We start from the raw sequence: 13,925 nt of genomic DNA, 5'->3' as shown, positions 1-13,925 counted from the left end.
ACACACATATCTGGGAGGATATCATGAAGAAACTGCTCGCCGCATCGGTGCTGGCCCTGGCTGCCCAGGGAGCGCTGGCCGATGAAATCCGGGTGCTGAACTGGCAAGGCTACGGCACCGATCTGGACTGGTCGCTGGAGGCCTTTACCGAAGCCACCGGCCATACCGTGGTGCATGAGTATTTCACCTCGGAACAGGAGATGCTGACCAAGCTGCGCACCAATCCGGGCGCCTATGACGTGGTGCTGGTCAACGCGGCCTATACCGCGCAGGCGCAGGAAGAGGGGCTGATCGGGCCGGTTGATGCGGCGCTGATCTCGAACTTTGCCGATCTGGACCCGAACCTTACGGGCAATGAGGACCTGAATCCGGGCGGTGCGCTGCATGGGGTGCCCTGGACCTGGGGGCTGACCTCGCTCGCGGTGAATGCAGGCGAATTCCCCGATGCGCCGACCTCGCTGTCGGTGCTGTGGGATCCGGAGCTGAAGGGCCGCGTGTCGATCCGCGACGACGGGCTGGAGGCGGTGCAGTTTGCCGCAATGGCGACCGGGCAGAACATCAACGACATCCAGGACATGGATGCGGTGAAGGCGAAGCTGACCGAACTGCTGCCGCAGATCACCACTTTCTGGGGCTCGGAGAACGACTGGAACCAGTTCATGGCAGCGGGCGATTTTGCGGTGGCGACCTACTGGTCGGGTTCTGCCTCGCGGTCGATTTCCAAGGGGCTGCCGATCACCTTTGTGGTGGCGGATGAAGGCGCCATCGGCTGGCTGGACGGGCTGTCGATCCCGGCAAGCTCGACCCACAAGGAGGCCGCACACGCCTTTATCGACTGGATGGTCGATCCCGAGTTCTATGTGAAATGGGACGCCGAAGGCGCGCCGGCCACCTCCAACGCCAAGGCGGCGGCGGCTTTGCCCGAGACCAGCTTCAATCGCACCGTGCTGGGCGATCCGGCGACCGTGGCCAAGGTGCAGTTCATGCGGCCGGTGTCGGAAGAGAACCGTGAGACCTACCTGAAGCTCTGGCAAGAGCTGAAGGCGGCGCAGTAGGGCGGGCCAAAGCTATCTGAAAGCAAAGCTGCATGCCGCTGATGATTGCCGCAACAACAGGTTCGCGCCCGCCCTGGGGGGCGGGGACGGGCGCGAACCGGGCCGCAAGCGGCCCGGGGATTCAATCAGGTTAGGTTTCGAAATGCCATGACCCCAAGGGAATTGAGATGAGCAGCTTATCTGCCAGACAGGACCGGATACGGGCGTTCACGCTCCTTTCCCCGGCGTATCTGTGGCTGACGGTGGCGGTGTTCCTGCCGCTGTCGGCGATGGTGTTCTTCAGCTTTCTGTCCGATGTGCCGTTTGGCGATCGCGAGTGGCATGGGACGCTGGAGAACTATCAGGAGTTCTTTCAGACCAGCACCTATGCGACGCTTTTGTGGAAGTCGCTGAAGCTGGGGCTGATGGTGACGGGGATCTCGGTGCTGATCGGGTTCCCATGCGCCTATGTGCTGGCCAAGGTGATCAAGGGCCGCTCGCGCGAGGCGCTGTTCCTGCTGGTCATCCTGCCGTTCTGGTCCAACTCGCTGGTGCGGATCTTCTCCTGGGCGATTGTGCTGCGCGGCAACGGTGTGCTGGATTTTGCCGCCAATGCGGTGCTGCCCTGGGACGTGCGCATCAACCTGATGTTCAGCCCCACCGCCATTGTGATCGGTTTGGTGCATTCCTATCTGCCTTACGTGATCCTGACCTCCTACCTGGCGCTGCAGGCGATTGACGACAGCCTGATCGAGGCGGCGCGGTCGCTGGGGGCCAAGCGGCGCACCATCCTGACGCGGCTGATCCTGCCGCTGGCCGCACCTGGCATCCTGGCCGGTGCGGTGCTGATCTTTGTACCCGTGGTGGGCTCTTTCATGGAGCCGCGATTGCTGGGCGGGCGTCGCGGCACCTATTACGGCACTGTGATCGAGGACCAGTTCGTGGCGGTGTTCAACTGGCCCCTGGGCGCGGCGCTGTCCTTCATCCTGCTGGCCGTGGTGCTGGTGATCCTGGGCGCCTTCAGCCCTGTCTTGCGGAGGGCGCGGACATGAGCAACCGGCTGCTGGCCCATCTGGGCAAAGCCTATCTGGGGCTGATCCTGTTCTTCCTTTATGCGCCGATCCTGGTGATGGCGGCGATGTCGTTCAACGCGTCAGAATTCTACCAGCTGCCGTTCAGCTTCTCGACCGAATGGTACGAGCGGCTGTGGAAGAATGACGAAATCCTGGAGGCGGCCTGGCGCTCGGTCTGGATTGCGGTGGTGGTGACGGTGATTGCCACCTCATTGGGCACCGCGGCGTCGATTGCGCTGTTCCGCTATGAGTTTCCCGGCAAGACGGTGCTGCAGCTGCTGCTGTTCCCGCCGATTGCGATCCCCTGGCTGATCACCGGCACCGCAATGCTGATCTTTTTCTTCGGCATTGGTCTGGACCGCGGCACGCCGGCGGTGATCATCGGCCATGTGGCGCTGGCGCTGCCTTACGTGATCGTGGTGGTGACGGCGCGGCTGGCAACCTTTGACAGGACGCTGGAAGAGGCGGCGCGCTCATTGGGGGCCAGCGCCTGGAAGGTGACCATGGCAGTGACTGTTCCCTGGATTTTGCCGGGGATCATCGCGGGCGGCCTCTTTGCCTTTGCCGTCAGTTTTGACCAGTTCGTGGTCTCCTACTTCCTGTCGGAGCCGGGCGACAGCACCCTGCCGGTGCTGATCTACACCTCGATCCGCAAGGGTTTCACACCGGAGATCAACGCGGTCTCCACCATCATCATCGCGGTCTCCATGGGCATCATGCTGCTGGCCGCGCGCTATTCAAATTTCGGAGGCGAACAGTAATGGGCGAAGTCCGGGTAGAGCATCTGGTCAAGACCTACGGCCCCGCGCGGGCGCTGGATGATGTGTCGCTGACCTTTCCTGACGGCGGGTTCTTTGGCCTGCTGGGGCCGTCGGGCAGCGGCAAGACCACGCTGCTGCGGGCGATTGCCGGCTTTGTGGCGCCGGATACGGGGCGGGTGATCATCGGCGGTGATCCGGTGGAAAACGTGCCGGTGGAGAAGCGCGAGATCGGCATGGTGTTTCAGAACTATGCGCTGTTTCCGAACATGACCGTGGCGGAGAATGTCGGCTTTGGTTTGGAGGTGCGCAAGGTTTCCGGAGCCGACCGCGCCCGCCGGGTGGCGGAGGCGCTGGAACTGGTGCAGCTGGGCCATCTGGGGGAGCGCAAGCCGCATCAGCTCTCGGGCGGCCAGCGCCAGCGGGTGGCAATGGCGCGGGCGATTGTGACCCAGCCGCGGGTGCTGCTGCTGGACGAGCCGCTGTCTGCGCTGGACAAGGCGCTGCGGGTCGACATGCAAATCGAGCTGAAGCGGATCCAGCGCGAGATCGGCATCACCACGATCTTTGTCACCCACGACCAGGAAGAGGCGCTGACCCTGTCGGATCAGATCGGCATTCTGAAAGACGGGCGGCTGGTGCGCCACGGCCCGCCGCGCGCGGTATACGACGATCCGCAGGATGCCTTTACCGCACGTTTCCTGGGTGAGGCGAACCTGTTCAACGGCACGCCGGAGGCAGGCGGGCTGCGGCTGGCGGATGGGGCCTTGATTGCGGGCTGCACGGGCTCGACCGCGGCAGTCCGGCCTGAGAACATCGAGGTTTCGCTGCAGGAACCGGACAGGCCGAACAAGCTGCAGGCGCATTTGGTGCAGCAGGTCTTCGGCGGCGCCATGGGCACCTGCATCCTGGACTGGCAGGGCGAAAGCCTGAAGGTGATCGGGCGCGACCAGGACTTGCAGGGGCTGCCGGAGCAGGGGCCTGTGTGGCTGTCGTGGGACAGCAGCAAGACCATTGCGCTGAACGGTTAGGGGCTGGCAGGAGGGGGAGGGGCGCTGCCCCTCTTGGGCCTTTGGCCCAATTCACCCCGGGATATTTTTGGCCAGAAGAAGGCCGGGGGCTGTCAAACCACTTCCGGCAGGTTTTGTGCAGGCGGGGTGTTGCGGCTGCGATGGCTGCGGACGATGCCGTCGATGATGGTCATGCCGACGCCAGGCAGGTTGCCGAGCTGGACCGACTCCAGAAGGGTCTTGCCCGGCGCGTGCTGGGCCTGGTCCATCAGCACAAAATCGGCAGCATAGCCGGGTTCCAGCAGGCCGGTGTCCAGCTCGCGCTGGCGGGCGGTGTTGCCGTTGGCAAAGCAGAAGGCCAGCTCGGCCGGGACATTGCCCAGGCTCGACAGCATCGCCACCATGCGCAGGATGCCCAAGGGCTGCACGCCGGAACCGGCCGGGCCGTCGGTGCCGAGAATGATCTGGTCCAGCTTGTCCAGCTCGCGGGCGGTGTTGAGGGTGAGGAGCGCGGCGCGCTCGTTGCCGTTGTGCACGATCTCCAGCCCCTTGGTGCAATTCTCGCAGAGGCAGATGATCTGGTCGTCCGGCAGCGCCGAATGGCCGCCGTTGATATGGCCGACCACATCGGTGCCGGTCTCCAGCACCATATCGGCGTCAATGAGGCCGGAGCCGGGGATCGAGGGGCCGCCGGTGTGGATGGTGGACTGGATGCCGTATTTGCGGGCCCAGTTGACCATCTGATTGGCGGTCTTGCCGTCCTTCACCGTGCCAAGGCCCACTTCGCCCAGGAACTTTACCCCGGCATCGGCCAGGTCTTTGAAGTCCTGCTCCTCCATGCCGTGTTCGATCACCGGCGCGCCGGCCAGCACCTTGACGCCGGAAGGGCGGAAGTTTTCATACCAGCGCTGCGCCGCAATCGCCATTGCCTTGAGGCCGACGATATCCTTGGGGCGGCCCGGCATGTGGACTTCGCCTGCCGAGATCATCGTGGTCACGCCGCCGTGCAGGGTGGAATCGATCCAGTGCAGCTGCTGCTGGCGCGGGGTGTAGTCGCCGACCACCGGGTGGATATGGCTGTCGATCAGCCCCGGAGCCAGTGTCACGCCTTTGGCGTCCACAGTGGTTGCGGCGCCTTCGGTGTCGAGGTCCTTTTCATAGCCGAATGCGGTGATCCTGCCGTCCACGGCGATCACACAGTCGCCGTCGGCAACCGGGGCTTCGAGCTTGCCGGTCAGCATGAGGCCAATGTTCTTGATCACCAGTTTGGTTGCCGGGCTGTCCATCGGCGCCTCCCTTTGCTGTTTGTTTGTATGCTAACGAATTTGGGAGCGATTTCAAGCTTGCGTTTGCAGCGCGCCCGGGTTGGCCTTATGGGAGCGGGAGCCTTGCCTGAAGGAGCGCAGACGTGAGTGAGCCGTCCGGAACAGATGAAACGCAGCGCCCGGCCTATGTGCTGGATGCGCAGGTCGGCTATCTGATGCGGCTGGCCGGGCAGCGGCATGCGGCGATCTTTCAGAAGCTGGCGCCGCTGGAGCTGACGCCGACGCAGTTTGCGGCGCTGGTGAAACTGGCCGAGCGGGGGGCTTGTTCGCAAAACGAGCTGGGGCGGCGGACCGCGATGGATGTGGCCACCATCAAGGGAGTGGTGGACCGGCTGCGCAAGAAGGGGCTGGTGCAGCTGCAGCCTGACCCCAATGACAAACGGCGTTTGATGCTGTCAATTTCCGAAGAGCATGCCGGTCTGGTGCCGCAGCTGTATGAGTCCGGGCACAGGATTTCGGAGGCAACGCTGGCGCCGCTGACCGAGTCTGAGAAAGACACCTTTCTGGAGCTGTTGAAGAAGCTGGGCTGAAGCCCGGCTGAGTTTCCGCAATTGGCGGGATGCGCCTTGGCTGGCGGCCAAGAGTGTTGACTCAGGTGTTTTGCGTCCATATCGTTTGTATACTAACGAAAAGCTGCGGGGAGGCTGCGCGTGCCGTATCTGGTGCCCAGAGATGTTGAGGAGGCCTGTTCGATCCTGGCCCGGGGTTCGCCGAGGGTGATCGCCGGGTGCACCGATTTCTTTCCAGGCCTGCCGGCAGGGGCATGCGGCGATGTGATGGATATCACCCGGTTGGCCGGGGCGCGCGGGGTTGAGGAAACGGCGGAGGGCTGGCGGATCGGTGCGGCCGCCACTTGGACCGACATTGTTCAGACGCCGCTGCCGGGTTGTTTTGACGGGCTGAAACAGGCGGCGCGGCAGGTTGGTTCGCGGCAGATCCAGAACCGGGCGACGGTGGCCGGCAATCTCTGCAATGCCTCGCCCGCGGCTGATGGCGTGCCGCCGCTGCTGGCCTTGGATGCGCAGGTAGAAGTGGTGTCGCACCGCGGCGTGCGGCTGGTGGCGCTGCGGGACTTCATCACCGGGGTGCGGCAGGTGGATCTGGCGGCAGACGAGTTTGTGCTGGCGGTGCATGTGCCGCGCCAGGCAGGGGAGGCCAGGGCGGCGTTTCTCAAACTGGGCAGCCGCACGCATCTGGTGATTTCAATTGTGATGGCGGCTGCCGTTGTGACCGTGGAGCAAGGCGTGATCACCCGGGCGGCGCTGGCTGTTGGCAGCTGTTCGCCGGTGGCGCAGCGGCTGCCGGGACTGGAGGCGCAGTTTACCGGGCAGCGGGTCTCGGAGCTGGTGGATCTGCCCATTGATCCGGAGCTGCACTTGGCGCCGCTGGCGCCGGTGTCCGATGTGCGGGGCTCGGCGGGCTACCGGCTGGAGGCGGCGGCGGAGCTGTGCCGCCGGGCGCTGCTGCAGGCGGCAGGGGAGGATGCGCGATGAAGGATCAGGCGGTAAATCCGGCAGTGGCCTTTACCTTGAACGGCCAGGCGGTGCGGGCGGTGCCGCGGCTGGGGGAGCGGCTGTCGGAGATGCTGCGCGAACGGCTGGGCGCGCGGGATGTGAAGACCGGCTGCAACGCCGGCGATTGCGGTTCTTGCACGGTGCTGGTCAATGGCGAGACGGTGTGCGCCTGCCTGATGGCGGCGCAGCAGGCCGAAGGGCAGCAGGTGGAGACTTTGGCGGGCCTGATGGCAACCGATGGCGTGGCGCAGGCGCTGGCGGAGCGGTTTCAGGATCATGGCGCCGCGCAATGCGGGATTTGCACGCCGGGAATGATGGTCTCGGCGGTGTCCTTGCTGCGGCAGAACGCCAGCCCGGGAGAGGACGAGATCAAGGAGGCGCTTGGCGGCGTGCTATGCCGCTGCACCGGTTACCGCAAGATATTGGATGCGGTGATGGATGCGCCTGCCGGCCTGCATGGCAGCGGGCTGGCCGGGGATGCAATCCGGCGGCTGGATGGGGCGGCCAAGCTGCGCGGAACCGAGCTGTTTGGCGATGACGTGGCACCGCCCGGCACGCTGGAGGTCAGGGTGATCCGCTCGCCTTTTGCCCATGCACGGTTTGCGTTTGGCGATCTGGAGGGCTGGTGCGCGTGTGCCGAGGGGATCGAGGCGGTTTTGACCGCAGAGGACGTGCCGGGGGAGAACCGGTTCGGGGTGATCCCGGACTTTGCCGACCAGCCGGTGTTTGCCGAAGGCACCGCCCGGTTCCGCGGCGAGGCGGTTGCAGCGGTGGTGGGCACACCAGACGCGATTGCCGCCTTCCGTCCGGAGGATTTCCCTGTCGCTTGGCAGGAGTTGGAGAGTGTGGCCGATGTTGCCGCCGCACAGGCTGCTGAGGCACCGCAGCTGCATGCGGGCCGCGAACACAATGTGATGTGCCGGGGCTTTGTGGCCTGCGGCGATCCGCAGGCGGGGTTCGCGCAGGCGGATGCAGTTGTGGAGGGGCGTTTCTCAACCGGATTTGTCGAACACGCCTATATCGAGCCTGAGGCGGGCTTTGCGGAAATCGTGAAGGGCCGGGTTGAGGTCCACGCCTGCACCCAGGCGCCGGTGATGGATCTGGAGGCGATGGAGATCATCCTTGGCAAGGACCGCAAGGATATCCGCATCGTGCCCACCGGGGTGGGCGGCGGATTTGGGTCCAAGCTGGATATCTCGGTGCAGCCCTATGCGGCGCTGGCGGCGCTCAAGACCGGGCGTCCGGCCCGCATTGCCTACAGCCGCGCGGAGTCGATGCAGTCGACCACTAAACGGCACCCAGCGGAGATCCGGCTGAAGATCGGCGCTGCCAGCGATGGGCGGATTTCCGGGTTCGACTTCCAAGGCGAATTCAATACCGGCGCCTATGCCTCGTGGGGGCCGACGGTGGCGAACCGGGTGCCGGTGCATGCCTCGGGTCCATACAGAATAGGCGATTACCGCGCCGAGGCTATGGGCATCCATACGCATTGCCCGCCTGCGGGCGCTTTCCGCGGCTTCGGTGTGCCGCAGTCGGCGATTGCCCAGGAGCAGCTGTTTGACGAGCTGGCGGAAAAGCTGGGCATCGACCCGCTGGAGTTCCGCATCCTGAATGCGTTGCGCGATGGCGAGCCTACCGTTTGCGGCCAGGTGTTTGACCAGGGCGTCGGCGCCCGCGCCTGCCTGGAAGCATTGCGTCCGTCCTGGGCAGAAGAACGTGCTAAGGCTGAGGCTTTCAATGCCAGGGCTGACGGTCCTTTGCGCCGCGGCGTGGGGGTGGCGGCGGGCTGGTACGGCTGCGGCAACACCTCGCTGCCGAACCCGTCAACGATCAAGGCGGGCGTCCGCGCCGACGGCACCGTGGTGCTGCATCAGGGGGCTGCGGATATCGGCCAGGGCGCCAATACGGCGATTGCGCAGCTCTTTGCCAGCGCGCTGGGGATTTCTGCAGCTGATTTGCAGCTGCTGGGCGGCGACACCGATATCACGCCGGATGCAGGCAAGACCTCAGCCTCGCGCCAGACCTTTGTGTCGGGCAATGCGGCACGGCTGAGCGGAGAGGCGCTGCGGGCGCAGATCCTGCGCCACGCCAATGCCTCGGAGGCGGCTGTGCTGGGATTTGGCGGCGGTGCCATTACCATCGCGGATGGCGCCTCTGACCACGTGATTGAACTGGGCAGCCTGCCGGCGGATGGCGACGGCTATGTCTTTGCCGCTGAAGAGACCTATGACCCGCCGACCAAGCCGCTGGATGAGAACGGCCAGGGCGAGCCATATGCGCAGTTCGGCTATGCGGCGCAGCTGGCGGTGGTGGAAGTGGATATGGCGCTTGGCACCGTGACGCCGCTGCACTTCGTGGCCGCGCATGATGTCGGCAAGGCGGTCAACCCGATGCTGGTCGAGGGCCAGGTGCAGGGCGGCATTGCCCAGGGGCTGGGCATGGCGCTGATGGAGGAATACCTGCCGGGGCGCACCGAGAATCTGCATGATTATCTGATCCCGACCATCGGCGATGTGCCTCCGGTCGAGACGCTGATTATCGAAGTGCCGGACGCCCATGGCCCCTATGGCGCCAAGGGGCTGGGAGAGCATGTGCTGATCCCCACTGCGCCGGCGCTGCTGAATGCAATCACCCAGGCAGCAGGCGTGCGGATGCGGCGCGTTCCGGTGACGCCCTCGCGCCTGCGCCAGGCAATCAAGGACAAGACAAATGGCTGACAGCCCGCGCCCGCAACCCGAAAAGATCCGCTGCGATGCCTGCCCGGTGCTGTGCTTTATCGCCGAGGGCCGCTCCGGCGCCTGCGACCGCTATGCCAACCACGGCGGTGAGCTGGTGCGGCTGGATCCGCTGACCATCATCGAAAACGCGGCCGAAAGCGGCACCCAGGCAGTGCCGTTCCTGAAGGGCACCGATGGCAGCGACTGGGACGGGGATATCCTGCAGGGCAGGCGCCCGTTTGTCACTGCGGTCGGGGCCGGCACCACCTATCCCGACTACAAACCCGCGCCCTTCATCGTCAGCCAGAAAGTGGCAGACGCCGATATGGTCACCGTCGTGACCGAAGGGATCTTCAGCTATTGCGGGGTGAAGGTGAAGATCGACACCGACCGCTTCCTGGGCCACGAGCGTGCTGTCGTGCGCTGCCAGGGCGAACCGGTAGGCCATGTGATGACCAGCGAATACGGCTCCAAGATGCTGTCGCTGGGCGGGGTCGAGCATCTGACCGGCGGCACCAAGAAGGAAGGCCGCGTCACCTGCGATGCGCTGCTGAAACTGTGCAATTGCGAGGCGGTGGAGCTGACCATCGACGACGGCGCCACGGTGGTGGTGCAGGCCGGCGCCGCGCCCATCGTGAACGGGGTCACGGAACAGCGGATGCGGGTTGGCTGCGGCTCGGCCACCATCGGCATGTTTGCCTCGCAATGGGCGCAGCATGTCGACGAGGTGATCGTGGTGGATGACCATATCACCGGGGTGCTGTCCGAGCATCAGGCCGGCAAGCTGCTGAACGTGCCGCCCACGGGGATCAAGATCAAGGGCCGCCGCTCGACTCCCGGGCGCTACTTCCAGGTGGCGGAGCCTGGCACTGGCTGGGGCGGCACCGATATCGACGACCCGCTGACCATTCTGAAGCCAGCCGATGCAAAGGTGGCCTGGCAGGGGCTGCGGTTGCTGATGGTTTCCACCACGGGAGAACAGCACGCCTACTTCGAACTGGACGAAAACCTTGAGCCGCAGCCGGCTGAGCTGCCTGCAGACCTGCAGGTCTCGGTGGACAGGATCACCGAGAATTGCGAGCCTTCGGTCTGTTCGGTTCTGTTCATGGGCGGGGCGGGGGGATCGCTGCGGGCAGGGGTGACCGAGAATCCGGTGAAACTCACCAACTCGGTGAAGGACTCGCTGACCCATGTGTCCTGCGGCGGTGCCAACGCCTATGTCTGGCCCGGCGGCGGCATCACCGTGATGGCGGATGTGCTGGATATGCCGTCGAACTCCTTTGGCTATGTGCCGACGCCGGCGCTGGTGGCGCCGATCGAGTTCACCATGCGGCGCACGGACTACGAGGCGCTTGGCGGGCATACGGACAGCATCCGGCTGGTTGATGAGGTGATCACCGAAGATGTGCGGCGGGTCGGGCAGATTGACCCGGATGCCGACCCGGTTGCGCGGCGCAACTACCGCTGGAAACCCGGGAGCTGAGCGGTGCAGGGTCCGGCAGCGGCATATCTGGACGGCGGCGCGCGGCTGCATCTGCAGCACGGGCCGATTGACCTGATCATCGGCGCGGAAGGCGCCGATGCGCCGGCGCGGCAGGCGGCTTTTGCTGCGGCGGTTGAGCGGTTTGAGACCATCCTGCCTGGGCTGGTGGCCGAATTGCCGGTGCTGCGCAGTCCGCTGCAGGCCGAGGCGCCTGAGCTGCAGGACCCGGTGGCCCGGCGGATGGCGGCGGCGGCCCTTCCCCATGCCGCCGGGTTTGCGACCCCGATGATTGCGGTGGCCGGAGCGGTGGCTGATGCGGTGCTGGCAGCGATGTGCCGCGCCGTTCCACTGCAACGGGCCTATGTCAACAACGGCGGCGATATTGCGCTGTTTTTAGCGGCCGGCGAAGTGTTCTCTGTCGCCATGGCGGAACAGGCCGGCGCGGACCTGGGCCGGATCCGGGTGTGCGCGGGCGACGGCATCGGCGGCATTGCCACCAGCGGTGCAGGCGGGCGCAGTTTCTCGCTGGGCATTGCCGACAGCGTGACCGTTCTGGCGCACTCTGCGGCAGCGGCGGATGCTGCGGCGACGCTGATTGCCAATGCGGTGGACCTGCCTGGCCACCCGGGCGTGCAACGCCGGCCTGCTTGCGAACTCAGCCCCGACAGCGATCTGGGCGCGCGTCTGGTGGTGACCCATGTGCCGCTGCTGGCGCCCGAAGACTGCCGCCGCGCCATTTCGGCGGGCCAGGCGGTTGCGCAATCAATGCTGAAGCGCGGTTTGATCAAGGGCGCGGCGCTGTTCCTGCGCGGGGCGCAGGCCGCCCTGGGGCAGGCGGTGCCGCAGATATCCAACAGAAAGGAGCTTCACCATGCCTGAAGTGAAAGTCAGGAAAATGCTCCTGGCCGTCGAGGAAATCTATCACGAAGGCGGCCCGGTGGCGGAGACACCGCTCTTGCGCGGCGCCTGCTATGCGGTGGTCAAAAACCCCTTTGCCGGCCGCTATGAGCCGGAGATCAAAGGCTTCATGGAGGATTTGAAGCCGTTGGGGCTGGAGATGGCCCGGAAACTGGTGGACGCCCTGGGCGGAGCTGACCGGATCGAGGGCTATGGCAAGGCCTCGCTGGTGGGCGGCGCGGGAGAGCTGGAGCATGGCGCCCTGTGGCACGCGCCCGGCGGCTATGCGATGCGGGAGCTGATCGGCAATTCCAAGGCTATTGTGCCCTCGGCCAAGAAGGTGGGCGGCCCGGGCACCCGCATCGACGTGCCGGTGACCCATGTGAACGCCTCCTATGTGCGCAGCCATTTCGACTCGATGGAAGTAGGGCTGAACGACGCCCCGCGGGCGGACGAGATGCTGCTGGCGCTGGTGATGACAACGGGGCCGCGCATCCATTCCCGTTCGGGCGGGCTGGAGGCCTGGCAAATCAAGGGAGAGGACGGCTTGCGATGAAGGCGGAGATCAGGAAGACCGGTGTCTGGGTCGAGGAAACCCACAGCGAAGGCGGGCGGCACATTTCGCCGCCCACCCGCAAGGCAGTGGCGGCTGCGGTGATCCGCAATCCGCACGCCGGCGCGTACGTCGAAGATCTGTCCGGGCTGATGGAAATCGGTGCTGAGCTCGGCGGGCTGTTGGGACAGAAGGCGGTGGCCGCCCTTGGCATCCGGCCGGAGCAAGCGGAGAGCTATGGCAAGGCGGCCATGGTCGGCGAAAACGGCGAGCTGGAGCATGCCGCAGCGCTGCTGCACCCCAAGATGGGCGCGCCGCTGCGGGCGGCGGTTGAAAAAGGCGCAGCGCTGGTGCCGTCGTCGAAGAAGCGCGGGGGCATGGGCCAGGATCTGGATGTGCCGCTGGGGCATAAGGATGCCGCCTATGTGCGCTCGCATTTCGACGGTATTGAAGTGCGCTTCAACGATGCGCCCAGGGCAGATGAAATCCTGGTGGCCATTGCCCTCACTGACAGCGGCCGCCCGTTGCCGCGTGTCGGAGGGCTGACCGCGGAAGAGGCCGAGGGCAAGGACGGGCTACGCTGAGTCTGCCCAGCGGCTGACCTTACAATGCTGCGCATCTGATACCCCCGGGACCCAAGGCGGCCCCGGGCCGGATCTCTGCGCCTGTCTGAAATCCACATTGCGAGGACAACATGTCAGATATTGAACCTATCGTGCAGGGGGCGCCCGCAGGGTTTGCCATTCCGGCCGGGGTGTTTGCCCAGACGGTCACCTCGGTCGAACATTACACGGACCGGCTGTTCAAATTCCGCATCACCCGGCCCGGCAGCTTCCGGTTCCGCTCGGGCGAGTTTGTGATGATCGGCCTGCCGAATGCGGAAAAGCCGGTCTACCGGGCCTATTCCATTGCCAGCCCCTCCTGGGACGAGGAGATCGAGTTCTATTCGATCAAGGTGCCGGACGGGCCGCTGACCGGCAAACTGCAGAAGATCCAGCCCGGCGACACGGTGCTGATGCGCAAGAAGCCGACCGGAACCCTGGTCAATGACGCGCTGCTGCCGGGCAAGCGGCTGTACATGTTCTCGACCGGAACCGGGATTGCCCCTTTTGCCTCGCTGATCCGGGATCCCGAGACCTATGAGAAGTTCGACGAGGTGATCCTGACCCATACCTGCCGCGAGGTGGCGGAGCTGGCTTATGGCGAGGCGCTGGTCAAGGGCGTGCTGGAGGATCCGCTGGTCGGTGAATTCGCTGCAGGGCGGCTGCGCCGCTATGCTACGGTGACGCGGCAGGACTATGGCCGGCGCGGGCGGATCACCGATCTGATGACGTCGGGCAAGCTGTTTGAGGATCTGGGCGTGCCGGTGATCAGCCCGGACGCGGATCGCGGCATGATCTGCGGGTCGATGGCAATGCTGCAGGAGACCAAGACGGTGCTGGAAGGCTTTGGCCTGGCGGAAGGCGCCAACAGCAAGCCTGATACCTTTGTCGTGGAACGGGCTTTTGTGGGTTAGGACCGGGCGGGTGCGGTTGCGGCTGGGTATGTAGTTTGCGCTGTA

At 65.2% G+C, this 13,925-nt stretch carries 13 protein-coding genes; 12 read left to right on the top strand and 1 reads right to left on the bottom strand.

The annotated features are described in order from the left end of the window. The first annotated feature begins 23 nt into the window (after positions 1 to 23). From RA19_RS17995 to RA19_RS17980, 4 genes are all read left to right on the top strand, one after another. Positions 24 to 1,055, top strand: a complete 1,032-nt coding sequence (locus RA19_RS17995) for an ABC transporter substrate-binding protein (protein WP_039165205.1) — start codon at positions 24 to 26, stop codon at positions 1,053 to 1,055. Positions 1,056 to 1,222: 167 nt separating this feature from the next. Beyond that, positions 1,223 to 2,086, top strand: a complete 864-nt coding sequence (locus tag RA19_RS17990) for an ABC transporter permease (RefSeq protein ID WP_039165204.1) — start codon at positions 1,223 to 1,225, stop codon at positions 2,084 to 2,086. Next, complete coding sequence (locus tag RA19_RS17985; RefSeq protein ID WP_039165201.1) at positions 2,083 to 2,868, top strand: ABC transporter permease; 786 nt, start codon at positions 2,083 to 2,085, stop codon at positions 2,866 to 2,868. Before RA19_RS17990 ends, RA19_RS17985 begins: the two co-directional genes overlap by 4 nt. Beyond that, a complete protein-coding gene (locus tag RA19_RS17980; RefSeq protein WP_039165199.1) occupies positions 2,868 to 3,896 on the top strand; it encodes an ABC transporter ATP-binding protein in 1,029 nt (342 codons plus the stop codon). Before RA19_RS17985 ends, RA19_RS17980 begins: the two co-directional genes overlap by 1 nt. Positions 3,897 to 3,988: 92 nt before the next feature. On the opposite strand, the gene RA19_RS17975 is transcribed toward RA19_RS17980, so the two are convergent. Continuing rightward, positions 3,989 to 5,161, bottom strand: coding sequence for an amidohydrolase family protein (locus tag RA19_RS17975; RefSeq protein ID WP_039165198.1), 1,173 nt, complete (start codon positions 5,159 to 5,161; stop codon positions 3,989 to 3,991). A gap of 122 nt (positions 5,162 to 5,283) precedes the next feature. Here RA19_RS17975 and RA19_RS17970 point away from each other — a divergent pair, with 122 nt between their 5' ends. The 8 genes from RA19_RS17970 to RA19_RS17935 all read left to right on the top strand — a co-directional run bounded on the left by RA19_RS17970 (position 5,284) and on the right by RA19_RS17935 (position 13,880). Then, complete coding sequence (locus RA19_RS17970) at positions 5,284 to 5,730, top strand: MarR family winged helix-turn-helix transcriptional regulator (RefSeq protein ID WP_039165196.1); 447 nt, start codon at positions 5,284 to 5,286, stop codon at positions 5,728 to 5,730. Between the two features lie 120 nt (positions 5,731 to 5,850). Further along, positions 5,851 to 6,693, top strand: coding sequence for an FAD binding domain-containing protein (locus RA19_RS17965; protein ID WP_039165194.1), 843 nt, complete (start codon positions 5,851 to 5,853; stop codon positions 6,691 to 6,693). Then, the gene (locus RA19_RS17960; protein WP_039165192.1) at positions 6,690 to 9,431 is read left to right on the top strand and encodes a molybdopterin-dependent oxidoreductase; all 2,742 of its coding nucleotides are present in this window, start codon (positions 6,690 to 6,692) and stop codon (positions 9,429 to 9,431) included. Before RA19_RS17965 ends, RA19_RS17960 begins: the two co-directional genes overlap by 4 nt. Further along, positions 9,424 to 10,914: a 6-hydroxynicotinate reductase gene (locus RA19_RS17955; protein WP_039165190.1), complete on the top strand. Its 1,491-nt coding sequence runs from the start codon at positions 9,424 to 9,426 to the stop codon at positions 10,912 to 10,914. The genes RA19_RS17960 and RA19_RS17955 overlap by 8 nt, the downstream gene beginning before the upstream one ends. A gap of 3 nt (positions 10,915 to 10,917) precedes the next feature. Further along, positions 10,918 to 11,793, top strand: coding sequence for a thiamine biosynthesis protein ApbE (locus RA19_RS17950; protein WP_039165188.1), 876 nt, complete (start codon positions 10,918 to 10,920; stop codon positions 11,791 to 11,793). Beyond that, positions 11,786 to 12,367, top strand: a complete 582-nt coding sequence (locus RA19_RS17945) for an amino acid synthesis family protein (RefSeq protein WP_039165186.1) — start codon at positions 11,786 to 11,788, stop codon at positions 12,365 to 12,367. The genes RA19_RS17950 and RA19_RS17945 overlap by 8 nt, the downstream gene beginning before the upstream one ends. Then, complete coding sequence (locus RA19_RS17940; protein ID WP_039165184.1) at positions 12,364 to 12,948, top strand: amino acid synthesis family protein; 585 nt, start codon at positions 12,364 to 12,366, stop codon at positions 12,946 to 12,948. Before RA19_RS17945 ends, RA19_RS17940 begins: the two co-directional genes overlap by 4 nt. Before the next feature lie 110 nt (positions 12,949 to 13,058). Continuing rightward, positions 13,059 to 13,880, top strand: coding sequence for a ferredoxin--NADP reductase (locus RA19_RS17935; RefSeq protein ID WP_039165182.1), 822 nt, complete (start codon positions 13,059 to 13,061; stop codon positions 13,878 to 13,880). Positions 13,881 to 13,925: the final 45 nt, after the last annotated feature.

The sequence above is a fragment of the Leisingera sp. ANG-M1 genome (assembly GCF_000813745.1).
In the GTDB taxonomy this organism is placed as follows: Bacteria; Pseudomonadota; Alphaproteobacteria; order Rhodobacterales; family Rhodobacteraceae; genus Leisingera.
The sequence above is the reverse complement of the archived record's forward strand: the minus strand, read 5'-3'. Positions and strand labels throughout refer to the sequence as shown.

Coding starts and splice junctions, on each gene's coding strand:
- RA19_RS17975 (WP_039165198.1), bottom strand. CDS start 5,161: ATGGACAGCCCGGCAACCAAACTGGTGATCAAGAACATTGGCCTCATG.
- RA19_RS17945 (WP_039165186.1), top strand. CDS start 11,786: ATGCCTGAAGTGAAAGTCAGGAAAATGCTCCTGGCCGTCGAGGAAATC.
- RA19_RS17995 (WP_039165205.1), top strand. CDS start 24: ATGAAGAAACTGCTCGCCGCATCGGTGCTGGCCCTGGCTGCCCAGGGA.
- RA19_RS17935 (WP_039165182.1), top strand. CDS start 13,059: ATGTCAGATATTGAACCTATCGTGCAGGGGGCGCCCGCAGGGTTTGCC.
- RA19_RS17955 (WP_039165190.1), top strand. CDS start 9,424: ATGGCTGACAGCCCGCGCCCGCAACCCGAAAAGATCCGCTGCGATGCC.
- RA19_RS17940 (WP_039165184.1), top strand. CDS start 12,364: ATGAAGGCGGAGATCAGGAAGACCGGTGTCTGGGTCGAGGAAACCCAC.
- RA19_RS17980 (WP_039165199.1), top strand. CDS start 2,868: ATGGGCGAAGTCCGGGTAGAGCATCTGGTCAAGACCTACGGCCCCGCG.
- RA19_RS17985 (WP_039165201.1), top strand. CDS start 2,083: ATGAGCAACCGGCTGCTGGCCCATCTGGGCAAAGCCTATCTGGGGCTG.
- RA19_RS17990 (WP_039165204.1), top strand. CDS start 1,223: ATGAGCAGCTTATCTGCCAGACAGGACCGGATACGGGCGTTCACGCTC.
- RA19_RS17960 (WP_039165192.1), top strand. CDS start 6,690: ATGAAGGATCAGGCGGTAAATCCGGCAGTGGCCTTTACCTTGAACGGC.